We start from the raw sequence: 23262 nt of genomic DNA, 5'->3' as shown, positions 1-23262 counted from the left end.
TACCGTATTGCGCGCGCCGCGCCGGGCCGCGCCGCCGGGCGGCGGCGCACGCGAACCTTCACGGCGCGCATCGCCCGCTCATACCGATTGCTCGAGCGCGCGCGACGCATCCGGCCTGCGCAACGTCTTGGGCGGCACGCCGCCGACGCGCTCCAGCCCGTCGAGGTTCAGCGCCGCACGCGTCTGTTCGTCGATCTCGATCCAGAACGGCAAGGTCGGCTTGCCTTCGATCATCTGGGGCGGTGCGGCGCGGTGCACATTGACACCCATGCGCTTCAGGAGCCGTTCGTTGCCGAGCACGGAGAACGCAATGAGGCGATTGGCGCCATGGGCGTGCGCGACGCGAACGATTTCGGACATCATGGCTCGCGTGTTTTGCCACGACTCTTCGGCGGTCAACGACTCGCCGCGCGGCATGCTCATCGCGAAGCGGGACAGTTCCCACACGTCGGGGGCATGGGGAAGCGCGGCGTCGCCCATCAAGGTCGGGAACACGTCGCCGAGCAAATAAGGCTCGTCTGTCGGCAGCAAGCGGCCGCAACCGACGATTTCGCCGTTGCGATCGCGGGCGATGACGTAAAGGGTATCCGCGTGATCGAAATTGTCGAATTCGATGCCATTATCGGTAGGCAAAGTCCATCCGAGTTCTTGTATGAAGACCTTATGCCGATACTTTGCGAGTTGATACATCGTTTCGCGATTCAAATCAGCGCTTCTTCCCGACAATAACGTCAGCATCTGAATGCCCTCTCTCATCTCAGAATTGTTGACGCGATTGAACCCGAAATTGCAGCGTCAAAATAGCTGCCCGAATGGACAGGTCGTACGTCGCAGACGCGATGGATCGCGCGCCGATTACGACGAAACGCGGCGCCGGGATAGCGAATTCAGGATTAACGGACGATCGTTCGAAAATCAGCGAAACGGAGCGCCGAAGCAGAGCGTGGGATCGGAAATTGGGGGCCGGGTATCTCGGGCGCCGCATCACGGGATCGATGATTGCGGTCGCGATCGAATCGGCGCCGCGCCGCTCTGGAAACTCGGACCCGAGATTTCCGTTTCACGGCACGCGCGGTTCAACGGATAAACCCGTGGCTTTTTGATGAAATAATCATCGGGATCGAACAAAAAATCAGTGATCGGCGACGACGGCCGATTCAAGTGCGCGTTGCCGCGCCCCCGAGCATAGCCAGTTCTGGATTAATGCCCGGCTGTATTGCGCGCCATAATCGTCGCCGTCTGTATCGAGAAGCATTACGTTGCTGCTGACGTCGCCTCGCCCGACCTGCACGTCGGGCTGGCCCACCGCCACGTACCACGCGCAGCCGACGCTCGCGCTCGGCTGCGTGTCGGTGCAGACCAGCTCGTAGTAGCCGGCATTGACGGCGCTGATCCCCTCGCCCCAAAGATCATGCAGCAGTTCCGAATCGGGCTGACACATATGCTGCCGGAAACGCAACGCGTAAAATGCGGGCAAAGTCAATCGTATGTATCCATCGTTCCATTTTTTTTGCATATCGGTTATCTCGACGTGACACCTGTTAAAATCGCTTCCGAATAGGCCGGCAAGATTCACGGTGGTCGGCCAGACGAGGGCTATTGCAACGCTCGTAGCGCGCCCGCGTTGTGATTCTTGATAGCCGGTTCGATCGCGCGCATGTGATTCAGGATTATTGCAGATCGTCTGATGAATGACATCGCATTATCAGCCCGTGAAAAGGGGGCACGCCTGCGTGAAATTGAGCGTTTCGAGCGTCTCATCGTCAGTGCGGATGCTCCGCGAAATCCGTCGTCAAGCAAAAAATATCACCGGCGCCATGCTTTCTGCCTGATACCCGGAAAATTCAACCCCACCCTGGAATATCGTTTAATAAGAATCGACCGATGTGTCGACTACACGATATAGCTGCCTCATGGGTAAGATTGACCGAAAAGGTAATGATATGCAGGCTTGGAGAGAAAAGTATCTGAATGGATTCGCCACCGCAAAATCCGAGGCCGACGTGTTTCTGGAGTTTTCGGCGGATGTGCGGGCGCTCGGATTCGACCACTGTTCATTCGGTCTGCGCATACCGTTGCCGATCAGCAAGCCGCAGTTCATGCTGCAGTCCAACTATCCGCAGACGTGGGTCGAACGCTATGTGAGCCAGAACTATTTCGCCGTGGACCCGACGGTCCGGCACGGGTTGAGCCGGATGAGCCCGCTGATCTGGCGCGCCGACAGCCAGACGCAGTGCGTCCAGTTTTGGGAGGAGGCGGGCCAGCACGGCCTGCGGCACGGCTGGTGCATGCCGTCCGTCAGCCGCACCGGCGCGATCGGGCTCATCACGATGGTCCGGTCCGGCGAACCGATCGAGGAACGCGAGCTCGCGGAAAAGGGATACCAGATGTCATGGCTCGCCAACACGGCCAACTATGCGATGAGCATGCATCTGCTCCAGCGGCTCGTGCCCGAATACACCGTCGAGCTGACCGTACGCGAGCGCGAGGCGCTGCAATGGTCCGCTGCGGGGAAAACCTACGCGGAGATCGGCAAGATCATGCATGTCGACGACCGCACCGTCAAATTCCACCTCGTCAATGCGATGCGCAAGCTGAACGCGGCCAACAAGACCGAAGCCGCGGTCAAGGCCACCATGCTAGGGCTTTTGTTCTGACGATTCGATTCATCGAGCCTCGGCCGGCGTTCGGCACACCGGCCTAATGGCTCAAGGTCACGCAACCGTCCGGGCGGACATTCGCAGCCGCCCTCGATTACCTAGGTAATTGACACCTATCGACCTAGGTAATTGGCGTCCCTACCATGGTTTTCGGCGCGAACCCAAGCGCCACACCTAGAGAGGACACGACCATGACCACCCAGGACGTCGATACCCGCACGCTACGGCGTGTGATCGCCGCAGCGTCGATCGGCAATTTCGTCGAATGGTTCGATTTCGCCGCCTACGGCTTCCTCGCGACGATCCTGACGCGCGAGTTTTTCCCGAGCGGCGATCCGACGATCGGGCTGCTGAAGACGTTCGCCGTGTTTGCGGTGGCGTTCGCGTTCCGTCCGCTCGGCGGCCTGGTGTTCGGCGTGATCGGCGACCGGATCGGCCGCAAGCGCACGCTCGCGCTGACGATCCTGATGATGGCCGGGTCGACGACGCTGATCGGCCTGCTGCCCACTTACGCGAGCATCGGCTACTGGGCGCCGCTGCTGCTCACGATCATTCGCTGCGTGCAGGGCTTTTCGGCCGGCGGCGAATATGCGGGTGCGTGCGCGTACGTGATGGAACACGCGCCGCGCCGCCGCCGCGCGTTCTTCGGCAGCTTCGTGCCGGTCTCGACGTTCTCGTCGTTCGCGTGCGCGGCCGTGGTCGCGTATCTGCTCGAATCGTCGCTGTCGTCGCAGGCGATGATCGACTGGGGCTGGCGCGTGCCGTTCCTCATCGCGGCGCCGGTCGGGCTGATCGGCGTCTATCTGCGCGTGAACCTGAACGAAACGCCTGCGTTCCAGGCGCTCGAGGGCAAGCACGACGTCGCGCATGCGCCGCTGATGGAAACGCTGCGCTCGCAATCGTGGAACATCCTGAAGCTCGGTGCGTTCGTGTCGGTCACCGCGCTGTCGTTCTATACGTTCACGACGTACTTCTCGACCTACCTCCAGGTCGCCGGCCACCTGTCGCGCGGCACGTCGCTGCTCGTGACGGTGCTTGCGCTGTTCTTCGCCGCGGCACTGTGTCCGGTCGCCGGCTTCTTCTCCGACCTCGTCGGCCGCCGCGCGACGATCGCGACCACCGGCCTGTTCATCATCGTGTCGGTGTATCCGGCGTTCTCGCTCGGCGGGTCGGGCGTGTTGTCGCAATCGCTGCTCGGCGTCGCTCTGCTGGCGATCGGCGCGGTGTTCTCCGGCGTGGTGACGGCACCGCTGATGTCCGAAGTGTTCGCGACGAAGACCCGCTATACGGCCTCCGCGATCACCTACAACCTCGCATACACGATCTTCGGCGGCACCGCGCCGCTCGTCGCGACGTGGCTGATCTCCGCGACCGGCACCAACCTGTCGCCCGCGTACTACCTGATCGCCGTGGCGATCTTCGCGATGATCGGCGGGCTGGCGCTGCCGGAAACGTCGAAGACGGCGCTCGAGGACGCCGGCCCGGCGACGGGCCGAGCGGCCCGCAACGCGGAGCGCAGCGTCGAAGGCGCCGTGTGAGCGGCGGGCGGATATCATGAACGGTCTTCACGATTCCGCCCTTGTCACCGCTCGCCCGGTTCGAACGTCGTTCGGGCCGAGCGACGGGATGCCGACCATGACCGACACGATGCCCAGCCTCGACTACGAAGATCTCTTCAGGCACCTGCCCGTCGCGGCGATCGTGGCGAAAGAGCGGATCATGGTCGAGTGCAACGAGAAGGCGCTGCAACTGTTCAGGGCGACCCGCGACGACATCATCGACCAGTCGTTCGCGAAGCTCTATCCGCAACAGAAGGACTTCGCGACGACCGGCCGCCGCCTTGCGCCGCTGCTCGCGAAGCATGCCGGCTTCAGCGACGATCGCATCATGCGGCGGGTCGACGGCAGTCATTTCTGGGTCACCGTCCGCGGCTTCGGATACAACCCGAAGCGGCCGTTCGAGCTGGCCGTGTGGACCTTCACCGATCTGTCGGAAAACTCCAAGCATCCCGATGTCACCGGCACGCTGACCGATCGCGAGCGCGACGTCGCCGCGCTGCTGGTGCATGGCCTGACGAGCAAGGAAATCGGCAAGGAGTTGAGCATCAGCCCGCGCACCGTCGATATTCATCGTGCGAGTTTGTTGAGGAAGTATGAGGTGCGCACGACGCATGACCTGATTGCGTGCTTGCTGGCTTGAGCGTCCCGCCCGGTCCCCACTGCGCGCTGCACGGCCGCCGCGGACGAAAAAAAGCCCGACAACGCCGGGCCAATCAGATCGAGATCCGAGGAGAACCCCGCCCGGACCACGCCAGGCGGGCGCGCCGCACTACACGACGTTCTTTTCGACGATCGGCCGGTTCTCGAGCACCCGCTCCCACCCGAGCGGCGACAGGTCGAGCGTCGCATAGCGCCCGCCGAGGATCAGCTCGCTGACGCCGCGCCCCGTCGCGGGCCCTTGCTGCAGCCCGTGCCCGCTGTACCCATTCGCGAACACGCAGTTATCGAGATCCGGGTGATAGCCGATGATCGCGTTGTGATCGAACACGTTGTACTCGTAATAGCCGGACCAGCAGTGCTCGACGCGCAGCGCCTCGAATTCCGGCACGCGATGCGCGAGCGTCGGCCAGATCACTTCGTCGAACAGGTCGTGATCGACTTCGTCGAGCGGCAGGTCGTCCGGGTCCTTGTCCGGGCTCGGCGACGTGCCGCAGATATAGGTCTTGCCCTCCGGCCGGAAATACACGCCGGTCGGATCGATCAGCAGCGGGCACGCCGCCAGCTTCGCCGGCGACGACACGTTGAAGATGCTGCGCCGCCGCGCGTAGACCGGAATGTCGATGCCCATCATCGCGGACAGCGGGCGCGACCACGCGCCGGCCGCGTTGACCAGCGTGTCGCACGCGTAACGTTCACCGTCACCCGTCACGACATGCGTGACCTTGCGACCATCCCGCACGACCGGCTCGACTTCAGCCGCCACATACCGCGCGCCGAGCGCCTGCGCCTTCTTGCGCAGCGCCTGCACGAGCCCGTAGCCGTCGAACCAGCCTTCGCCGCTGACGCCATACGCGCCCGACGCGAGATCGTCGACGTTCAGCCACGCAAACGTGGCCTTCAGCGCGTCGCGATCCATCAGGCGGATGTCCGCGCCGAGACGCGTCTGCAGCGCATGGTTCTCGCGCAGCGTCGCGTCGCCGGCCGGCGTCGCGAGAAACAGGTAGCCGCCCTCGTGCAGGTCGATCGACGGCCGGTGGCCGTCGACTTCGAGCCGCTCGCCGAGGGTGCGCAGGAATTCGATGCCGTACAGCGACATCTCGATCGACAGCGGCGTCGAGAACTGCTGGCGGATCGACGCGGCCGACAGCGCCGACGACGATCTCGCATAGGTCGGATCGCGCTCGATCACGGTCACGGCTACCGTCGGATCGGATGCGCGCAGGAAGTAGGCGATCGAGCTGCCGATGACGCCGCCGCCGACGATTACGACTTGAGAACTCACGACTGACTCCAGATTGCGGATGATTGGCACGGCGCGCGGTGCGCGCCGGACTGCTTGCGGTATTTCAGCATGGACGGAACCGGCGCGAAAGCGTCGCGCGCGCCCCCGGCCCGTCCGCTCAATTCGCCGACTTCGTCGTCACCGGCTGCCACGCGGCGTTCTTCACTTCGTACAGCGTCGAGCTCGGGTTCTTCAGGTCGCCGGTGTCCGTGAACGCGATCGTGCCAGTGATGCCGTCGTAGCTGGTGCGCTTCAGCGCGCCGTTGAAATCCGCGGGCTTCGTCGAATTCGCCTTCTCCATCGCCTTGATCGCGATCCACGTCGCGTCATACGCGAACGGCGCATACGCGAGCATGTCGACGCCGTACTTCTGCCGGAACTTCGTCTCGAAGGTCTTGCCCTTCTCGAGGCGCGCCAGCGGCTGGCCGTACTCCCACACCGATGCGCCTTCCGCCGCGCCGCCGGCGAGCCGGATGAAGTTGGCGTTCATCACGCCGCCGCCGGCAAGGAACTGCGCCTTGATGCCGAGCTGGCGCATCCGCTTGACGAGCATCGCCGCCTGCGCGTCGAGGCCGCCGAAGAACACGAGATCGGCGTTGACGCTCTTGATCTTCGTGAGCTGCGCGCTGAAGTCGACCGCCTTGTCGTTGGTGAACTCGCGGGTGACGATCGTGCCGCCGTTCGCCTTCACCGCCTTCTCGAACTCGTCTGCTTCGCCCTGGCCGAACGCGGTGCGATCGTCGAGGATCGCGATGCGCTTCGCCTTCGTGACGCTCGCCGCATACGCGCCCGCGTTGCCGGCGTTCTGCGTGTCGGTCGCGATCACGCGATACATGGTGCCGAGGCCCGCGCGCGTGATCTCCGGATTGGTCGCGGACGGCGTGATCATCGGAATGCCCGCCTTCGCGTAGATCTTCGACGCGGGCAGCGTCGTGCCCGAATTGAAGTGGCCGATCACGACCGCGACCTGCGCGTCGGTCAACTGCTGCGCGGCCTGCACGCCGGCGCGCGGATCGCTCTGGTCGTCCTGCGACGCGACGACGAACTTCACCGGCTTGCCGCCGATCGTCGGGCGCGCCGCGTTCGCCTCGTCGACCGCCATGCGCACGCCGTTCTCGATGTCCTTGCCGTACGCGGCGCCGCCGCCCGTCAGCGGACCGGCGACGCCGACCTTGACGACCGCTTCCTGCGCGTGAGCCGCGCCGGTCTGGAACGCGAGAAGCGCGGCGGCCAGCGCCATGCCGGAAAGCGAGCGAGTGCGGAACGTCATCGGCGAATCCTTTCTTTTATGGGTCGGGGCACGGTGCGCGGCTATCGCGCGCGCAACAGGTGAGCCGATTGTGGGTAGCCAATACCCGCGCAGCAAACGAATTATCGGAACTATGTTGTGAGGAATTGTCATCACCCGACGGTATGGCCGACGACGCGCCGGCCCGCGCATGGACGGGCCGGCAACGAAGTACGTCGGGTCGAACGCGCGCCGGTACGGTGGCAAGCCGCGGCGCGCGGTGATGCCGTGGAAGAATCATCACCGGCCGGGGGGCGATGAGGCGCGCCGCGACGCTGCCGCCGGCGCAGCGCTCATTGCCGGTCGATATGCGTATCGATGCCCGTATGCCTGCGCACCGCGTCGGCCGCCTCGCCGGCTTGCTCCTGGAGCTTCCCGGCCTGCTGTTCGGCGACGCCCTCCGCTTCCGTCTCGCGGTCGCCGGTCACCTTGCCGAGCGCTTCCTTGACCGAACCCTTCACCTGTTTGAGCTTGCCTTCGATGCGATTTCTATCCATGGTCGTCTCCTGCGATGAGTTGAGGGAGAGTCGGCCGCACGGCCAGCGCGCCGTGCCGCCGAGGGGACAGGATCGCAGCCGCGCGCAATGCGCGGCAGATGCGGATGCATCATCGTGGCTGGTGCATTCGCACCGATCGCATACGGGACGGCGTCAGTCGCCGCCCTTGTCGGTGCGCGCGACGTTCGGATCGGCCGCGCCGACGACGCCGCGCTCGCGCGCCCATACGATGGCCTCGCCGCGGCTGTGCACGTCGAGTTTCGCGTAGATCGTCGCGACGTGATTGCGGACCGTGTTCGGCGCGAGGCCGAGGCGGCCGGCGATCTCCTTGTCGGCGAGGCCCTGACACAGCAGATCGAACACGTCGCGCTCGCGCGCGGTGAGATCCGACAGCTGCGGCCCCGCGTCCGGCGCATTCGCGCGCCGCACGTTCGCGAGCTTCTCGATCAGTGTGCGGCTGAACCACGACGCATCCTGCATCGCCGTCTCGATCGCATAGACGAGCTCCATCTCGGTGCGCTTGCGGTCGCTGATGTCGAGCAGCGCGATCAGCACGCAGTCCTGGCCGTGAATCGCGACCGGGTCGGCCGACACCACGCAATCGCGCAGGTCGCCTTCGCGCGTGCGGATCTGCACGTCCGCGTTGCGCACGCCGCCGTCGCGCGCGAGCTGGCCGTCGAGCTGCTCGCGCGCGCCGCGCTCGGCCCACAGGCCAATTTCGTCGGCGGACTTGCCGAGCAGGTCGTCGCGCGGATGGCCGGTCATCGCGACGAAGGCGTCGTTCACGTCGAGCAGCACGAAGCCGTCGGCCGTGACGATCGCGGTAGCCACCGGCGCCATCCGGAACGCCTTCGCGAAGCGCTCCTCGCTCTGCCGCAGCGCAAGCTCGGCCTGCCGGCGCGGCTCGAGGTCCATGAAGGTGAACAGCATGCATGCTTCGCCGTTCATGTCGATCGGCTGCCCGGCAACGACGACCGCATTCGGGCTGCCGTCCGCGCGTTTGACCACGGCCTCCATCTGCGGAATGGTCGCGCGCTCGGCGAGCCGCTCGATCGCCAGTTCGCGCCGCTCGGCCTGTTCGAGCACGTCCACTTCATAGACGGAGCGGCCGAGCACTTCGTCGCGGGCGTAGCCCGTCATGTCGAGAAAGCCCTGATTGACCTTCACATAGCGCAGATCGTCGAGCCGGCAGATCGCGGCCGGCGCGGGGTTCGTGTTGAAGGTGCGCTCGAAGCGGTCCTCGGCGCTCGCCCATTCGGTTGCGTCGTGCAACACGAGCGCGAGGCAATCGGGCTCGCCGGCCGCATTCGTCAACACGAGGCTGCGGATCCGGTGGACCCAGCTCACGTTCGCGTCGGCGGCCGATTCGACTTCGACGGTCACGTCGCTGAACTGCTCGCCCGCGATCACGCGGTCCATCGGATAGTGGCCGTGACGCACCGGACGATTGTTCCGGTAGCGCAGCCGGAAGCGCGCGCGATACTCGGTGACGTCCGCGCCCAGCTCGGCGAGCTCGGTCACGCCGTGCATCGCGAGCGCGGCCTCGTTCGCCCACACGATGCGCTGGTCCGGTTCGATGAGGATCACGCCCTCGGTGAGCCCCGCGATGATCTGATGTAGTTGGCGCCGATCGGTATGCGACTTGAGCGCCTGTTCGTTCACTCGTTCGTCCATTGAATGATGGTCCACGTGGTCTGCATGGTTGCCGGCCGCGTCGCGCCCGCACGGGCATGCGCCGGGCCGGTGGATGCCGCGAGGAGCCGGCGCCGTCGCTACGCTCGACGTGCGCCGATGCACCCCGCGCAATAGTACATTCGCGCCGCGCCGCCGCTGCGTGCGCGTGCGCGTGCACGCCACGCGCGCAGCCGCGCTGCGCCGCGTGCAGCGGGCACTTGCGCAGGGTACGAAGCACGCGTCGTTCCTGCCCCGCCGTTCCGTCCCCATGCAAACGCACTAGCGCATCCGGTGAATTTGCGCGATGTGCGCGTGCGTTCTCGTCGGTACGCTGGTAACACATCGGCGCTCCCGCGCTGCCCAGCAATACCGCAGAGGAGGACATCCTGATGAAGCTGCATCAGACACCCGATCCGACGCGGCCCGAACCGGCCCCGGACAATCCGCCCGAACCGGCGCCGGGCACCGACCCGCCGGTGCCGTTGCCGCCCGACGTGCCGCGGCCGGACATGCCGCCGCGCGAGCCCGGCTACGACACGCCGATCGCACGTTGACGGCGAGCCGTCGCGCGATCCCGATCGGCCGTACGACCGTACGACCGTACGACCGTACGACCGCAGCATTTTTTCAACCATAAGATCGAAGGAGAACATCGATGAACAAGACCTCGCATCTCTCGACCGTCCTCGCGATCAGCGCGTCCTTCCTGCTCTGCGCTGCGCCGCTCACGCATGCCCAGACCCAGGCGTCGTCGACCGACAGCAGCATGACCAGCGAGTCGAATCAGCCGGTGACCGACACGTGGATCACCACCAAGGTGAAGAGCGAACTCGCCGCCACCGACGGTGTGAAGAGCACCGACATCAGCGTGAAGACTGTCGACGGCGTCGTCACGCTGACCGGCGTACTGCCGACCCGCACCGCAGTGAAGAAGGCCGTCGCCGTCACGCGTTCGATCAAGGGCGTGAAGCACGTCGACGCGGCGGGACTGAAACCGAAGGCGTGAACCGTTGCGCGCCCGAGCGCCGCACTTTTTTCCCCTAACTCGAGGAGCAAATGATGAACGAAGACAAGATCAAGGGCCAATGGAAGCAACTCACTGGCAAGGTCAAGGCGAAGTGGGGCAAGCTGACCGATGACGACCTGGCCGTCGCCGAAGGCAACCGCGACTATCTGGTCGGCAAGATCCAGGAGCGTTACGGGATCGCCCGCGACGAAGCCGAGCGACAACTGAAGGACTTCGATAGCGGGCTGTAACGAACCGGTCGTCATACCCCGCCGCGACGCGCTGCGCGTCGCGGCCACGTGGAGGACAACGACATGGGCAAGTACCTGATTGCATGGCTGCTCGGCGTGCCGCTGGGCGTGCTGGTGCTGTTCTACCTCGTCATGCACCTGTTCTGACCGATTGCGCAGTCCATTCAACGCCAACGGGCCGGCGGCTGTCCTCAGCCGCCGGCCCGTTCTTCGATGAGTAGCGCGCTTATGCCTGCTTCGCGGCGTTCGCGGTCATCTTGAAGATGCCCTGCGCGTTGCCGGCATCGAAGCGCAGGTCGGTCACCCAGCGGCGCTGCGCCTGGTCGAACGTGCGCTTGCGCGTGATGAATTCGTAGAACGAGCCGGGCACGCTGCGCTTGACCAGCCCGCCGTCGCGCGTCCTGAACTCGCGCTCGACGACGTCCGCGCGATACGCGGTCTGGAACACGCGGCCCGAACGCGAGCGCTCGACTTCCGGCTTCATCGGCCGGCCCTTCGCCTTCTCGTCGTCGGACAGCCGGAACACGTCGGCGACACGGTCGGTCGCATGGTTGAACGCATTGCCTTCGGTCGCGATCCACGCCATTTCCGCCGATTCGAGCAGCAGCGTGTCGTAGTCGAGCTCGCGCGGCACGTCGTGCTGGCGCGCAAACGCGCCGACGATCTCCGGCAGCAGCGCGTGCGCGGCGTCGAGCGGCAGCCAGCCTTCACGCTCGATCTCCCACAGCAGCGCGACGGCGGCCGGGCTCAGCGGATCGCGCGACGAGCTCACGACGTTCGTCACCGCCTGCTGGAATTCCTTCGAGAAGCGCTCCGGATGCAACTCGCTGACGAAGAACTGCGCGATCTCGTCGGGCGCATCCTCGTGCGCGTATGCGCGCCCCGTCATGCCGAGCTTGTCGAGCGGATAGCGGCCGTTCAGGCGGAAGCCGAGCGGACGCAGGATGCGCGTGAATGCGGCCTCGCCCGGCGGCAGCGCGCCGGTGTGCGGCCAGCGCACCGTGCGCAGCGCGCCGTGATCGAAATACACCGAGCCGCCGTTGCCGATCGCGTCGGCCGTGTATGCGCGGCCGTTCGGCGAGCGTTCGAGCAGCCCCTCGAACAGCGCCATGTTCATCGCCTGCGCGATTTCCGCGCGCGTCACGACGCCGTCTTCCCATTCCTCGAGGATGGCCGGCATGTTCAGGGTCGCGAACAGGGCGTCGGTTTTCGCCTGTCCCAGCAGCTTCGTCAGCAAGCTCTCGATATTCGGATTGCGCATCTGGTTTCTCTTCGGGGGGACCGGCCGGCAACGGTGCCGGCGACTCGTCGGCCAGCCGCCCGATGGACGCCCGGCCTTGCGTGGGATGCATTATTCAAATGGTTGCAGGCGGGCGTAAAGCGAGATTAAATTGACACGTAATGAGTTTTTGGAACAATCGGCGGCAATTGCCCGGCGTCCCGCCCGGTGCGATGCCGGCCCGTTCGTCAGACGAAACGACCCTCATGCGCAAATTCAAGATTCCGAACATGGGCGCGCTCGTGGCCTTCGAGGCCGCCGCGCGCCACGAGAGCTTCACGCACGCGGCGAAGGAGCTGTTCCTGACCGAAAGCGCGGTGTCGCGGCAGATCGCGACGCTCGAAGCGAGCCTCGGCGTGCGGCTGTTCGCGCGCGTGAAGCAGCGCGTGGTGCTGACCCGCGCGGGCAAGCTGTACGGCACCCAGGTGCGCCGCGCGCTCGAGACGCTCGACCGCGACACGCTGTCGATCATCGCGCACGGCAGCGGCGGCGGCTATCTGGAGCTTGCAGTGCTGCCGACGTTCGCGTCGCACTGGCTGATCCCGCGCATCAAGAGCTTCTACGACCGCACGCCCGACGTGCGCGTGAACATGGGCAGCCGCACCGACCTGTTCTCGTTCGAGGACACCCACTTCGAGGCGGCGATCCATTACGGCAAGCCGACCTGGCCCGGCACGTCGGCCGATTACCTGTTCGGCGAGGAAGTCGTGCCGATCTGCTCGCCGGCGCTGCTCGACGGGCCGGTGAAGCACGCGCAGGACCTGCTCGCGTACCCGCTGCTGCACTCGACGACGCGCCCGGGCGCGTGGGCGCAATGGTTCGAGACACTCGGCGTCGAGGACACCCGCACGATGCACGGCGTGCGCTACGAGCTGCATACGATGCTGATCAGCGCCGCGGCGGCCGGGCTCGGCATCGCGCTCGTGCCGAAGTTCTTCGTCGAAGGGCAGCTGCAGCAGCTCGGCCTCATCATGCCGATCGACGCGGCGACGGCCGAGGATTCCGCGTACTACCTCGTCTACCCGACAGAGTTCAGCCACAGCAAGCCGCTGGAGCTGTTCAGGGCATGGCTGCTGGAGCAGGCGAGCGCGTATGCGGCGCCGGGGCGCGACGCGCTCGGCGACGCGGAGGATGACGAAGACGTGGCGTGACGGCGCCGTGGCGCGGCAGGACCCGGTGCGCGCCGGGCGGGCAACCCCACCCCGGCGCTCCGGGCAGCCGATCTTGCTTCGGCAACGCGACGGACCTTGCTTCGCTCGTTGACTTCTTCTTGTGTTTTCTCTCAGGTTCCGGGCATTTTTGCTTCGTCGCGTCGGGCCATTATCCGCCCAAAGCGGTCGAAGTGAAACGTTTGCGCATGAGGCGAACGCGCAATTCCGCGGATTCCGAAACATTCCTACAAAGCGCTTACGCTCGAGACGCCTGCGTTCTGCACTGGTTGCAATCGGCGCGGCATTCGCTTTTAATGGAACTGGTTCCAATCCGCGTTTCGGTGGTCGATCTGCATGACGCCTCGTCGTGCGCGCGTCATGATGGCGGTTCAGGATCGCCTCCATTCGGCCCAGGATTGCGCATCGCTCCCGTCCTTCCGGACACCTGTCAAGCGAGACCGTCATGCCTGATTCCGCCGCCCTGCAGCAGCTGTTCCCCGCTCATCAGGACATTCCCGCCGAGTTCCGTCTCGCCGCGCCGATCCATCAGCGCGTATCGTTGGTCGACGGCGAACTGCGCGCGTGGGACGGCGCAACCAAAACGGTGCTGTCGCCCGTGTGCGTTCGGCAGCCGGACGGCAGCGTCGAGCAGCTCGACATCGGCAGCTACCCGGTGATGGGCGAGCCGGAAAGCGACGCGGCGCTCGACGCCGCGGTGCGCGCGTACGACGCCGGCCGCGGCGAATGGCCGACGATGAAGGTCGAGCAGCGCATCGCGTGCATGCAGGACTTCATCAAGCGGATGGTCGCGCAGCGCGAGCTGGTCGTGAACCTGATCATGTGGGAGATCGGCAAGAGCCTCGCCGATTCGCAGAAGGAGTTCGACCGCACCGTCACCTACATGCTGCAGACGATCGATGCGCTGAAAGAGCTCGACAACGCGAACTCGCGCTTCGTGATCGCCGAAGGCACGATCGGCCAGATCCGCCGCACGCCGCTCGGCGTCGTGCTGTGCATGGGGCCGTACAACTATCCGCTGAACGAAACGTTCGCGACGCTGATCCCCGCGCTGCTGATGGGCAACACCGTCGTGTTCAAGCCGCCCCAGTACGGCACGCTGCTGTTCGAACCGCTGCTCGAAGCGTTCCGCGACGCGTTCCCGAAGGGCGTGATCAACACGATCTACGCGCCGGGCGCGGTAGTCGTGCCGCACATGCTCGCGTCGGGCAAGATCAACGTGCTCGCGCTGATCGGGTCGAGCAAGGTCGCCGATCACCTGAAGAAGCAGCACCCGAAGTCGCACCGGCTGCGCGCGATTCTCGGGCTCGACGCGAAGAACGCGGCGATCGTGCTGCCCGATGCGGACCTCGACCTGACGGTCAAGGAATGCCTGCTCGGCGCGCTGTCGTTCAACGGGCAGCGTTGCACGGCGCTGAAGATGCTGCTCGTGCATCGCTCGATCGTCGACGAATTCCTGAAGCGCTTCACCGCGGCGCTCGAGCAGATGAAGATCGGCATGCCGTGGGAGAAAGGCGTCGGCATCACGCCGCTGCCGGGCATGCACCGCACCGCGTACATGACCGACGCGATCGACGACGCGAAGGCGAAAGGCGCGCAGGTCGTGAATGCATCGGGCGGCGTGTTCAGCAAGACGCTGTTCTATCCGGCCGTCGTGTATCCGGTGTCGGAAGGGATGAAGCTGTATCGCGAGGAGCAGTTCGGGCCGATCATTCCGGTTGCGCCGTTCGACGACGTCGAGACCGCGCTCGACTACGTGACGACGTCGGACCACGGGCAGCAGGTCAGCATCTTCGGCGCGGACCCGGCGCAGATCGGCGCGCTCGTCGATCCGCTCGTGAACCAGGTGTGCCGCGTGAACATCAACTGCCAGTGCCAGCGCGGCCCGGACGTGTTCCCGTTCGCCGGGCGCAAGGATTCGGCGGAAGGCACGCTGTCGGTGACCGATGCGCTGCGCGCGTTCTCGATCCGCTCGATGGTCGCCGCGAAGCAGACCGACGGCAGCAAGCGGCTGCTCGACGCGATCGTGTCGGATCACCATTCGAAGTTCGTGAACACCGGGTTCATTTTCTGAAGCGCGGTTGGAGTGGTGCGGCGGGCGCTCGCGCGTGGGACGTGCGCGGCGCGAGCGCTACCGCGAGATGCCCGTCGGGCGCTGGAGTACGCCTGCCAGGGTTGCCGGTCTACGAAGCCAGCACGACGCCCGTAGTCAGCGCGGCAAGCCCCGCGTACCAACATTGAATCAACACGCGCCCCGCACGCTCGCGCCGCGCGTACGCCCACAGATAGAACGGCACGAACATTCCCACGATTCCCTTGACAGGGTTGGTGAGAAAAACATGAATCCCGATTCCGATCTGCGAAAGAATGATCGACGCCAAGCCGACAATGATCAGAATCGATCCCAGTGAATGCGTCATCGCACGTCTTCTCCAGTGAAGAACGCCCGCTTGCGCGGGCGTGGTTGCAAGCACTAGCAGCAATACGCGGTCACTTGGCAGTATCAGGCTGATCGGACTTCAGAACCGTCAGCTTCGATTCTTTCACGCCGGTTTGTCCGGTGACGTCGTCGACGAGTTGGAGCTTGTTGCGGGCGTACATGACGCCCATCTTGACCTCCTGCCATACGTAATAAATCTTCCCTGCGACCGTATCCACGTCCAGCGTCGAGTCGTTTTCAGCCATCGACACCAATTGATGGTGACCGGGGTCGACCTCGCTATACAGGTAAGTCCTCGCGCCCGTCGTGCCGAGAATCTTCCCGTCGAGCGTCACCGGCATCTTGACGGCCCCGCCCATGCTCTCGTTTCGATACACGTAAATCGCGGCCTTATCGTGCGGAGCGTTGAAGGTCTTCAGCTCGGCATCGCGCTGCGGATCCCCCATCGGTACCGACGCACAACCGGCCAGAATCGACAGTGAAACGCCGATCGCGAACAATTTCTTCAATTTCATTTTTAATGGTCCTCGTTTTTTAACAGCTAACCCCGAATCATTTTTATGCGCTGGTCGATCCATGCGTATGCCGGCTACCGCTCAGTGCCTGTTGGCGTTTGCGACGCATTATGCACGACATCTTTTTAAAGCCGTCTTTACGTCCACCGCGCCTTATTGAAGGACGCGTTTGCCGTACACCCATTCGATACTGCCGTAAGGCGCAATCCCATCGAGGATACGCAGCCTGCTGCGCGCGGCGTCGGCATCGCCTTTGACGAACTTCGCATAAGCGCCGAGATAGAACTGCTCTTCGGCTTCCGCCTCCTGCCGCTCCTCGCCGGACAACCCGGCATTGACGATCGAAAGCGCCTTCAGCGCGTCCTCGCCCTGCCATATGCGCAACAAGACTCCGTATTGGTTCTTGTCGTTCGCGGCGTAGTAAGTCGCGTCCCGTTCGAGCCGCGGATTCGCCAACGCGGGATCGTGGGCACGAGCCATGATGTAGCGGTAGACCAGCGCACGGTACGCATAGAAGCTCGGCCCTTCCAGCGGAGCCTCGGCATCGGCCAATGTATCGATTGCCGCCTTCCATTGCTGCAACTGAATACGCGCGAAAGTGGCCGTGACGAATCCTTCGGTATAGGTACCCAGTACACCGACGCGTGCAAGTTGTGGGTTGCGCGCCGCGAACTCGCGCGTCTTTTCCATTTCCGGAGCCAGAATCGAGAGCGCCTGCTGCGGATCGTTCAGCGAGAACAATATGCCGGCTTTCGTGGCGATCAAATCCTTGCTTTTGGCGGGATCGGCCAATTGCAACGCCTCGTTGATTCGCGCAAGTGCTGCGTCGGATTCGCCGAGGGAATCGAGCGCGGCGGCCTCGTCCTGCAACGCCAACGCCTTGTCGAATGCCGAATTTGCAGCCGCCTCGTGTATCCGTGCAGCCGCAAGCGCCTGCTCGTGCTTCGCCCGGAGCGGATTACCGCCCATCGAAGCTCTGAGATCTCGCAGTGAGCAATGAAGCGGACGCCCCACGGAAACCGGATGGTCGCGGACCGTAATATCCGTCATGCTCTGCGAACAGCTCTGCGTGCCATCGAACGCAAAATTGACGTGATACACGTGCCCCTTTTCCGGCACCAAAGCGGTGACGAACGGTCCGCACGAATCCGAACGGCGGTCCATATCGTCGCCGTAGAGACCCTTGACCTGGATTTGTACGCCGGGCTTCACGTTTACTGCGCGCGACGTCTCGGTTCTGAGGACAGCCTTGTTGAGCTTCTCGGTCAAGCTCGCAATCGACGGCAGTAGTGCTCCCCGCCCGCTATCGAAGACGGCTCCGACCGATTGGAATCCGGTGCATGCCTGATCCGACGTGCTTGTCGAAAAGCCCACCGCCATGGGCATGCCGCTCGTCGTAAAGACGATTCTTGCACCATCCTTCGGAGCGTCAACGGCGAGGTTCGTCGGTATAGAAGTATTTCTGCCTTCCTGCACCGCGGTCCTGCGTGATGCTGCGTGCTTGGTCGCACACCCCGTGATCAAGAGAATTGACGCTAATGCCGCGCAAACGGATCGCGTCAAGGTTGTTTTGGTCGTTCGCATGAGTTTGGTTTGGTGATTTATGTCTGAATTTCGATTCACCCAATGTGCGAGTCGAATCGTATCAAAGTTCGCCAATATCCTCATCACGCGATTTGCGACGACAAGCGGCACCTCGGTTGATGTCCGAGTTGCGTTGGCGATTTTCAAACTTGCGTGATGGCGGAGCGCCACCACGCAAGCCAATACCTCGACCGTCAGGTCATCAGAAACGTGTTGTCACTTCGTCAGTCGAACGACGTACAAACCGGAATCCTGCGCATTCGCGCTCAGACTGTAGTTCGGTGCAGTCGCGTACGATGCGCCCTGGGTCAGCTGCTTATAGACTACGGTCGAGCCGGACACGTCGGCGAACTCGACAACCGGCGGATTCGGATTCGGAACGGTATTGGTCGTGAAATTCAGCGTCAGTGTCGACGATGCCATCGCGTGGAGATCGCCCGAAGATTTCACCTCGTAGATGTAGTTTGCGGTTACGCCGGCCGGCGCCGGATCAGGCTTGCCCAGACAGATGGTCAGGTCTCCGGTCTGGCCACTCGCAGGTGTCTTGACCGTCAGCGTCGCAATGCCGTCATCGGTCGTCAGGTTGAGGTTGGCGTTCGCGATGACGCTGTTGTTCGACAAACTGAGTTTCTTGTAGGTCGCCGGGCAGGAAAACGCCGCGGTCGTCGTTGTCGTAGTTTGCGACGTCGAGCCGGCCGAATTTCCCGACGCCGCGCTGCCGCCACCGTCGCCACCGCCACCACATGCAGCAAGCACGACCACGGTGCTCATAAGACCAATCAATTCTGACTTGTTATTCATCGCCTCTCCGCAATTGTTAAACAGTTCTAAATACAACACCTACACTTCACCTGTCCGATTTTCCCTAACTCGCACAGCGTGATTCACGCATAAAAAGCGCGTGGCGATGTTGATGCCACGCAAGGCGCCCAGGCTCAAAATGAGCGCGCAGACGCAACCAATCAGCGGCGAAACGTCAATCAAATACCGTGTGTCGCTCTTGCTTCACGGTAATTCTCGATTCGACGCAAAGTACGTGCATACGCTCGACTGTGACCTGCAAGGGCTGCCCGCTCAAAACTGCGAAGTCAGCTGGAATCCAAACGTGACGCGCGCAGTGGGAAAGCCCGAGGGTTTATAGATCGGCGTGCCGGCGAACAGGTCGTAGCCGTAGGCACCGAAGCGTGTCGCGACGCTGCCCTTCACGCCGATCACCGCGCCGGCGAGCTGCGTGCCGACGAGCGCGACCGGCTGCGGCCCCCATACGCGGCCGTAGTCAATGCCGGCGTAAACTGCTTGCCCCGTCTGCCCGATCGGCATCTGCAATTCGTTGCGCCAGTAGAAGCCGCGCGCCGCGGCCAGCATCGTTTCGCCGTCGAAGCCGCGCACGGTGTAGCGGCTTCCGATGGTCATGTCGTCGATGTAGTACAGCGTGTTGCCGGTGTACTGGCCGTGGAACGTTGTGACGTAGCGGAACGGCTGCTGCGCAATCGCGAACGGCACCGACAGGTTCGCGTCGAGCACGGCCATCTTGAACCGATACGTTGGGCCAGCTGCGAGCATGTCATCCTGCGCGCCGAAACCGCCGATGCCCTGCCGATAGGCGGTCGAGCCGTCGAACTGCGCGCCGCCGAAATAGTGCCGATCGGTCAGGCCGAGTTCGATCATCGTGTTGTTGCGGCGCTGCTGCGAAATCTCGGTGTCTTCGATAAAGCTTTGTCCGAAACGACGCGACAGGCGAGCGTACGCACCGAACACATCATTCTGGCTGCGCGCAAGCACTCGGGCCAGCTTGAAATCGACCGTCTTTGAATTGCCGCTTGCCACGAATGTTTGGTTCACGCCGGCGATCTGCTGGTAGTAGGTGTTCGTGTACGCGGACAGCGTCGCGGTCCAGTAGCCCCACGGGATCGAATAGAAACCGTTCCAACCGTGCGAGCCGAGGCGCTTGTCTCCGAATTCAAGGTCTTGGCTTACGCCGATGTTGAAAATGTCGTTCAGCCCGAGCGGATTGTCGATGCCGAGCGACAGGTTGCCTTGCACCTTGCCGGTCGCGCGGGTACCCGAGTTGTCGATCGATGCAACAACCGTCCAGGGCTTGCCGCGCTTCACATCGAGCACGACGTCGCTCTCGCCGGGCACGTCGGCCGGCACAATCTGCATCGACACGTCCTGGCTCGTCACGCGCTTCATCTGCTCGAGGCCCTGTTCCAGGTCGCGCAGGTTCAGCAGTTCGCCGTCACGCGTCGGGAAGGCGGTTTTCCAGGTACCGCGGAGCTTTTCGTCGGTGAAGCGCACATGGCGGATCACGCCGGGAATCAGCGAGAGTTTGAGCGTGCCGGTCGATAGGTCTTGCTCGGGGATGAGCACGCGTGTCGTCACGTAGCCGCGCGCCAGGATGGCTTGCGATAGACCTTTGACCAGCACATCGATACCTTGCTTGCCGACGCACTGGCCGGCATAGTGCTCCAACCATTCGCGGGCGAAGGAAAATCGATCCATCGGCAAGGCTGATGCCCCTTGGGCCTTCGCCGCATCAGGCAACGAGGCAGGAACGTCAAGTGTGAAGCGGTCGATGCGGAAACACGGTGTTTCGGTTGGAAGCGCCGGATATGCTTCGACCTTCGGCACTTCCGAACGCACGGAAGGCGCACGCACGGTTACGGCGCGCTGCTGTGCTTCCCATTGCTGCTGCGCCTGCCGATCCTGTTCGGCGTTCGCCTTCGCGGCAGCCGCTTGGTCAGCAGGCGTGGGGGCCTGCTGTGCATGTACCGCGAGCGACACCAAGGCCGTGATTGGGAGGGCCGTCAACCGTTTAGCTATCTTCATTTTAATTTAATCCCTGATTCTGCCAGTGGCCTGCTAGCCTCGCAATAACCGCCTTTCCGGTCAGCTCATACGCGAGATTCTCGTTACGCAATTCTGTATCCGTCGCCCGGTTCCAAACTGCTGCTGTCCCGCGTTGTACGCGTCTCGATTCGGCTTGATGTACTGGCTATTCTTATCGTGATTCGCATATTGAGGGTCGTTCTTGAAACCATCGCAGTTCAGATCCTGATAACCCACGATGCTGCTAATTTCATAATCGTGCTTTCCGTCCGATGATCCGACTTACGCAGGTCCCCTGCGACAATTCGGCCTTCGGCCCCCGTTTGCCAATACTCAGCTCCTTCAAAACCGTTTTCGCGTATCTCACCGCACAATCGTATCCGCTCTGGTGAGGCTGCCGACTGTATAGCAACGATCTGCTGCTTTCAGGACTTGTCCTGCTCATCGCCCTTCACTTCGTAGCTTCTGCGCGCCCTCTTGTAACTGTTGCCGAAGGGTTTGATGTGCAGAATCTTTGCGCGACTCGTCATACCCCCAACAAGCGCGATTGCGAATCCAACAAGCAGGAGAATGCGGGCCCACACAACGGGAAGGTCAAACCCAATTGCGATTGCAGCGAAACCGATTCCCGTAAGGATAAGGAGGAGACGCACCCACGAAGTAAGATTTCCATCTTCGATGAATCTGATCTTCATTGATTTTTCCCTACGGCGTTTCCGCCCGCGCGGCAGCACCAATGGCGATTGAATCCAGCACCAGCCGAACTGGCGTTGTTCCGGACCGTATACTGAATGTTCCCGTTTGGGTAGACGGTTACATCGTTCGCACCACCCTTTGGCGTCGCGGCCAATCCATTATCCACGAGATTCTGTTCGAATTGACTTCGCGTAAGATCAATGACGGCATTCGGAACAATCCGAACAAATCGGAGCCCGCGGTAATTTGCGTGTCACGATTTTCACGCCCTGCCCATTCGCAATGCCTTTAGATACACTCGCGGCCAATTCCAGCGAAATAGGCTCGATCTTTTACCATAGAATCAGCTTCGCACAATACAAAAATCAGATCGCGTCCAACACTTTTACCGCATTCTGATCCAACGATGTTACAGGCTGTTCCGCAACGTAGAATGCTGGGCCGAACCGACTGCTTGGATCCAGAAAAGCGGGGGCAATACCGTTATCGAGTGTCCCCTTTTGCAACCGCCGGCACTCCTGTCTAGCGCCCCGCCGGAACGCCCCGTTCAGCGGCGGTGTTAGAACGGCCCGATGTCGTCGAGTACTTCAGCTCGGGTTAGGCGACCGATGCGCAACAGAACCTCAACTTCATCACCTTCGCTTACTCTTTCGTATTTCCAATCTGGCGGCCCAATCACAAACAATTCACCCTCCACGTCCACCTCCAGCATATTTCTAGCAGGCACTTTGACCAACAACCGACCTTGCTGCTCGGTGTGTTCCGGCACGACGAATTTCCGTGTTATCCGGCCCTTCTTTGTTGTCGAACTCATGACACTGAAGTTAAGTAAGCCAAGTGATATTTTGAAAACGATGAAAATTAGCAATAATCCAATGGCGAAAAATAAGCACCCGACAACCGCGCTTAGCCCGCCTTGATTGATCAGTTCGAACGGGAAAACTAGCAAGCGATTCATGAGAGCGATCTCATTTTGAGGAACTCGGATTGTTCAGGCTGTTCTGGACCTTCGTTTGCGCTGGCCCCGAGAGAATTTGGACAGCGTGGTTTGCAATATTCCCCGCGTGTCCGGGAAGCCAAATTTGCGCTGCGGTGCCAACGCCATACGCGGTTGCCGAAGTCGCTGCGGAAGCGGATGGATCGCTCGATGGATTGACCATTCCTGCCCCTGCGAACGCTCCCGTCGCGCTTACAAGCCCGTTGTAGGTTCCGACAGCGATCTTCGCGCCGATACCGCTTCCAAGCGTATCCAGCGGAAGTCCAAGTGGTGTTAAGGCGGTGGCCGCAGTTCCAACTATCAGAGACTTCCCAGCGTTCGGGGCGTCGCTGCTCATATGGGTATCCCGCTGCTGCCGCTGAAGTATCACGGTTTGCTAGCACGTATTCGAACAGCAGATGAGGGACTTCCATTGCCAACTGCACAAACCTCCGGGCCGCCTTGACCGACTCAACCTCGAAATCGTCGCGGCCTAAAAGCACTGAGAAGTCCCCTATATAGTCCATCTCGGGGAACAAATCGTCATTCGACAACGTGAACCCCTCGATACCTAGCACCCCGATTCCCAAACGTTCGCATAGCTCCAACAGCCGCATACTATCTGGAGAATCGAACAATGAAACACCAGCGGAACGTGCGGTCGGCCGCAGTCCGCTTCGGCTCAACAGATCGTCTATGTTTACTACGCTCACTTTGCCCATGGCGCCTTCCAATTCGGATTGTTCCGGTTAGAGACCTGCACCACCGCGCCATTCTTTGTTCACAACGACGTACGAGCCGTCGCTCATCATGGTTGCCTCGTCACCAACCCAAATTTTCCCAAGTCGGTTAGCCTCAGCCGTCGTCCCGATACCAATAGAATCGTTGATGTTGTTT

23 protein-coding genes are annotated in these 23262 nt (G+C 62.6%); 9 read left to right on the top strand and 14 right to left on the bottom strand.

Annotation, left to right across the window (positions count from 1 at the left end):
* Positions 1 to 78: 78 nt before the first annotated feature.
* Complete coding sequence (locus tag WJ35_RS21135) at positions 79 to 738, bottom strand: acyl-homoserine-lactone synthase (protein WP_011881339.1); 660 nt, start codon at positions 736 to 738, stop codon at positions 79 to 81.
* 394 nt (positions 739 to 1132) lie between these two features.
* On the bottom strand, positions 1133 to 1516 hold the full coding sequence (locus WJ35_RS21130) for a DUF4902 domain-containing protein (RefSeq protein WP_034194879.1): 384 nt from the start codon (positions 1514 to 1516) through the stop codon (positions 1133 to 1135).
* Between the two features lie 171 nt (positions 1517 to 1687).
* Here WJ35_RS21130 and WJ35_RS31495 point away from each other — a divergent pair, with 171 nt between their 5' ends.
* The 4 genes from WJ35_RS31495 (at position 1688) to WJ35_RS21115 (ending at position 4859) form a co-directional block, all read left to right on the top strand.
* The gene (locus tag WJ35_RS31495) at positions 1688 to 1906 is read left to right on the top strand and encodes a hypothetical protein (RefSeq protein ID WP_124259904.1); all 219 of its coding nucleotides are present in this window, start codon (positions 1688 to 1690) and stop codon (positions 1904 to 1906) included.
* Positions 1907 to 1913: 7 nt separating this feature from the next.
* Positions 1914 to 2657, top strand: coding sequence for a helix-turn-helix transcriptional regulator (locus tag WJ35_RS21125; RefSeq protein ID WP_224022544.1), 744 nt, complete (start codon positions 1914 to 1916; stop codon positions 2655 to 2657).
* A 194-nt stretch (positions 2658 to 2851) separates the two neighbouring features.
* Positions 2852 to 4198, top strand: coding sequence for an MFS transporter (locus WJ35_RS21120; protein WP_034194878.1), 1347 nt, complete (start codon positions 2852 to 2854; stop codon positions 4196 to 4198).
* A gap of 88 nt (positions 4199 to 4286) precedes the next feature.
* A complete protein-coding gene (locus tag WJ35_RS21115) occupies positions 4287 to 4859 on the top strand; it encodes a PAS and helix-turn-helix domain-containing protein (protein WP_034194877.1) in 573 nt (190 codons plus the stop codon).
* A 129-nt stretch (positions 4860 to 4988) separates the two neighbouring features.
* On the opposite strand, the gene WJ35_RS21110 is transcribed toward WJ35_RS21115, so the two are convergent.
* From WJ35_RS21110 to WJ35_RS21095, 4 genes are all read right to left on the bottom strand, one after another.
* Positions 4989 to 6161, bottom strand: coding sequence for an NAD(P)/FAD-dependent oxidoreductase (locus WJ35_RS21110; protein WP_069239922.1), 1173 nt, complete (start codon positions 6159 to 6161; stop codon positions 4989 to 4991).
* A 118-nt stretch (positions 6162 to 6279) separates the two neighbouring features.
* Entirely contained in the window at positions 6280 to 7431 is a 1152-nt protein-coding gene (locus WJ35_RS21105; RefSeq protein WP_069239921.1) for a branched-chain amino acid ABC transporter substrate-binding protein, read from the bottom strand.
* Between the two features lie 311 nt (positions 7432 to 7742).
* Positions 7743 to 7946: a CsbD family protein gene (locus WJ35_RS21100; protein WP_059739703.1), complete on the bottom strand. Its 204-nt coding sequence runs from the start codon at positions 7944 to 7946 to the stop codon at positions 7743 to 7745.
* Between the two features lie 153 nt (positions 7947 to 8099).
* Positions 8100 to 9620, bottom strand: coding sequence for a helix-turn-helix transcriptional regulator (locus tag WJ35_RS21095; protein WP_014724427.1), 1521 nt, complete (start codon positions 9618 to 9620; stop codon positions 8100 to 8102).
* A 389-nt stretch (positions 9621 to 10009) separates the two neighbouring features.
* On the opposite strand from WJ35_RS21095, the gene WJ35_RS31865 reads away from it, so the two are divergent.
* The 3 genes from WJ35_RS31865 to WJ35_RS21085 all read left to right on the top strand — a co-directional run bounded on the left by WJ35_RS31865 (position 10010) and on the right by WJ35_RS21085 (position 10877).
* Positions 10010 to 10174, top strand: a complete 165-nt coding sequence (locus WJ35_RS31865) for a hypothetical protein (RefSeq protein WP_006484627.1) — start codon at positions 10010 to 10012, stop codon at positions 10172 to 10174.
* Positions 10175 to 10275: 101 nt separating this feature from the next.
* A complete protein-coding gene (locus WJ35_RS21090) occupies positions 10276 to 10626 on the top strand; it encodes a BON domain-containing protein (RefSeq protein WP_041494066.1) in 351 nt (116 codons plus the stop codon).
* Between the two features lie 53 nt (positions 10627 to 10679).
* A complete protein-coding gene (locus WJ35_RS21085; RefSeq protein ID WP_014724426.1) occupies positions 10680 to 10877 on the top strand; it encodes a CsbD family protein in 198 nt (65 codons plus the stop codon).
* A 226-nt stretch (positions 10878 to 11103) separates the two neighbouring features.
* On the opposite strand, the gene WJ35_RS21080 is transcribed toward WJ35_RS21085, so the two are convergent.
* The gene (locus WJ35_RS21080) at positions 11104 to 12138 is read right to left on the bottom strand and encodes a DUF1338 domain-containing protein (protein WP_069239920.1); all 1035 of its coding nucleotides are present in this window, start codon (positions 12136 to 12138) and stop codon (positions 11104 to 11106) included.
* 224 nt (positions 12139 to 12362) lie between these two features.
* Here WJ35_RS21080 and WJ35_RS21075 point away from each other — a divergent pair, with 224 nt between their 5' ends.
* Both WJ35_RS21075 and WJ35_RS21070 read left to right on the top strand, forming a co-directional pair.
* Positions 12363 to 13307 carry a LysR family transcriptional regulator gene (locus WJ35_RS21075; RefSeq protein ID WP_069239919.1) on the top strand — a complete coding sequence of 315 codons (945 nt, stop codon included), beginning with the start codon at positions 12363 to 12365 and terminating at the stop codon, positions 13305 to 13307.
* A gap of 463 nt (positions 13308 to 13770) precedes the next feature.
* Positions 13771 to 15399, top strand: coding sequence for an NADP-dependent glyceraldehyde-3-phosphate dehydrogenase (locus WJ35_RS21070; RefSeq protein ID WP_069239918.1), 1629 nt, complete (start codon positions 13771 to 13773; stop codon positions 15397 to 15399).
* Positions 15400 to 15508: 109 nt separating this feature from the next.
* Here the strand turns inward: WJ35_RS21070 and WJ35_RS21065 are convergent, their stop codons facing one another.
* The 7 genes from WJ35_RS21065 to WJ35_RS21035 all read right to left on the bottom strand — a co-directional run bounded on the left by WJ35_RS21065 (position 15509) and on the right by WJ35_RS21035 (position 22347).
* Positions 15509 to 15745 (bottom strand): hypothetical protein, encoded by a 237-nt coding sequence (locus WJ35_RS21065; RefSeq protein ID WP_034194870.1) that lies wholly within the window; start codon positions 15743 to 15745, stop codon positions 15509 to 15511.
* A 70-nt stretch (positions 15746 to 15815) separates the two neighbouring features.
* A complete protein-coding gene (locus tag WJ35_RS21060; RefSeq protein WP_014724421.1) occupies positions 15816 to 16280 on the bottom strand; it encodes a DUF2846 domain-containing protein in 465 nt (154 codons plus the stop codon).
* Between the two features lie 153 nt (positions 16281 to 16433).
* The gene (locus tag WJ35_RS21055) at positions 16434 to 17549 is read right to left on the bottom strand and encodes a hypothetical protein (RefSeq protein WP_124259906.1); all 1116 of its coding nucleotides are present in this window, start codon (positions 17547 to 17549) and stop codon (positions 16434 to 16436) included.
* Positions 17550 to 18080: 531 nt separating this feature from the next.
* Positions 18081 to 18665, bottom strand: coding sequence for a hypothetical protein (locus tag WJ35_RS21050; RefSeq protein WP_059890522.1), 585 nt, complete (start codon positions 18663 to 18665; stop codon positions 18081 to 18083).
* Between the two features lie 273 nt (positions 18666 to 18938).
* Positions 18939 to 20693 carry a ShlB/FhaC/HecB family hemolysin secretion/activation protein gene (locus tag WJ35_RS21045; protein ID WP_069239917.1) on the bottom strand — a complete coding sequence of 585 codons (1755 nt, stop codon included), beginning with the start codon at positions 20691 to 20693 and terminating at the stop codon, positions 18939 to 18941.
* A 425-nt stretch (positions 20694 to 21118) separates the two neighbouring features.
* Positions 21119 to 21388 carry a hypothetical protein gene (locus WJ35_RS21040; protein WP_011881335.1) on the bottom strand — a complete coding sequence of 90 codons (270 nt, stop codon included), beginning with the start codon at positions 21386 to 21388 and terminating at the stop codon, positions 21119 to 21121.
* A gap of 560 nt (positions 21389 to 21948) precedes the next feature.
* Positions 21949 to 22347 carry a hypothetical protein gene (locus tag WJ35_RS21035; RefSeq protein WP_034194866.1) on the bottom strand — a complete coding sequence of 133 codons (399 nt, stop codon included), beginning with the start codon at positions 22345 to 22347 and terminating at the stop codon, positions 21949 to 21951.
* Positions 22348 to 23262 lie beyond the last annotated feature (915 nt).

It is taken from the genome of Burkholderia ubonensis (assembly GCF_001718695.1).
GTDB classification, from domain to species: domain Bacteria; phylum Pseudomonadota; class Gammaproteobacteria; order Burkholderiales; family Burkholderiaceae; genus Burkholderia; species Burkholderia ubonensis_B.
The sequence above is the reverse complement of the archived record's forward strand: the minus strand, read 5'-3'. Positions and strand labels throughout refer to the sequence as shown.

What these genes read in the sequence shown, in the direction of transcription:
- WJ35_RS21040 (WP_011881335.1), bottom strand. Translation starts at nt 21,388, where the DNA reads ATGAAGATCAGATTCATCGAAGATGGAAATCTTACTTCGTGGGTGCGT.
- WJ35_RS21100 (WP_059739703.1), bottom strand. Translation starts at nt 7,946, where the DNA reads ATGGATAGAAATCGCATCGAAGGCAAGCTCAAACAGGTGAAGGGTTCG.
- WJ35_RS21125 (WP_224022544.1), top strand. Translation starts at nt 1,914, where the DNA reads ATGGGTAAGATTGACCGAAAAGGTAATGATATGCAGGCTTGGAGAGAA.
- WJ35_RS21135 (WP_011881339.1), bottom strand. Translation starts at nt 738, where the DNA reads ATGCTGACGTTATTGTCGGGAAGAAGCGCTGATTTGAATCGCGAAACG.
- WJ35_RS21080 (WP_069239920.1), bottom strand. Translation starts at nt 12,138, where the DNA reads ATGCGCAATCCGAATATCGAGAGCTTGCTGACGAAGCTGCTGGGACAG.
- WJ35_RS21130 (WP_034194879.1), bottom strand. Translation starts at nt 1,516, where the DNA reads ATGCAAAAAAAATGGAACGATGGATACATACGATTGACTTTGCCCGCA.
- WJ35_RS21120 (WP_034194878.1), top strand. Translation starts at nt 2,852, where the DNA reads ATGACCACCCAGGACGTCGATACCCGCACGCTACGGCGTGTGATCGCC.
- WJ35_RS21105 (WP_069239921.1), bottom strand. Translation starts at nt 7,431, where the DNA reads ATGACGTTCCGCACTCGCTCGCTTTCCGGCATGGCGCTGGCCGCCGCG.
- WJ35_RS31495 (WP_124259904.1), top strand. Translation starts at nt 1,688, where the DNA reads ATGAATGACATCGCATTATCAGCCCGTGAAAAGGGGGCACGCCTGCGT.
- WJ35_RS21065 (WP_034194870.1), bottom strand. Translation starts at nt 15,745, where the DNA reads ATGACGCATTCACTGGGATCGATTCTGATCATTGTCGGCTTGGCGTCG.
- WJ35_RS21035 (WP_034194866.1), bottom strand. Translation starts at nt 22,347, where the DNA reads ATGAATCGCTTGCTAGTTTTCCCGTTCGAACTGATCAATCAAGGCGGG.
- WJ35_RS21070 (WP_069239918.1), top strand. Translation starts at nt 13,771, where the DNA reads ATGCCTGATTCCGCCGCCCTGCAGCAGCTGTTCCCCGCTCATCAGGAC.
- WJ35_RS21095 (WP_014724427.1), bottom strand. Translation starts at nt 9,620, where the DNA reads ATGGACGAACGAGTGAACGAACAGGCGCTCAAGTCGCATACCGATCGG.
- WJ35_RS21075 (WP_069239919.1), top strand. Translation starts at nt 12,363, where the DNA reads ATGCGCAAATTCAAGATTCCGAACATGGGCGCGCTCGTGGCCTTCGAG.
- WJ35_RS21115 (WP_034194877.1), top strand. Translation starts at nt 4,287, where the DNA reads ATGCCGACCATGACCGACACGATGCCCAGCCTCGACTACGAAGATCTC.
- WJ35_RS31865 (WP_006484627.1), top strand. Translation starts at nt 10,010, where the DNA reads ATGAAGCTGCATCAGACACCCGATCCGACGCGGCCCGAACCGGCCCCG.
- WJ35_RS21090 (WP_041494066.1), top strand. Translation starts at nt 10,276, where the DNA reads ATGAACAAGACCTCGCATCTCTCGACCGTCCTCGCGATCAGCGCGTCC.
- WJ35_RS21050 (WP_059890522.1), bottom strand. Translation starts at nt 18,665, where the DNA reads ATGAATAACAAGTCAGAATTGATTGGTCTTATGAGCACCGTGGTCGTG.
- WJ35_RS21085 (WP_014724426.1), top strand. Translation starts at nt 10,680, where the DNA reads ATGAACGAAGACAAGATCAAGGGCCAATGGAAGCAACTCACTGGCAAG.
- WJ35_RS21060 (WP_014724421.1), bottom strand. Translation starts at nt 16,280, where the DNA reads ATGAAATTGAAGAAATTGTTCGCGATCGGCGTTTCACTGTCGATTCTG.
- WJ35_RS21045 (WP_069239917.1), bottom strand. Translation starts at nt 20,693, where the DNA reads ATGAAGATAGCTAAACGGTTGACGGCCCTCCCAATCACGGCCTTGGTG.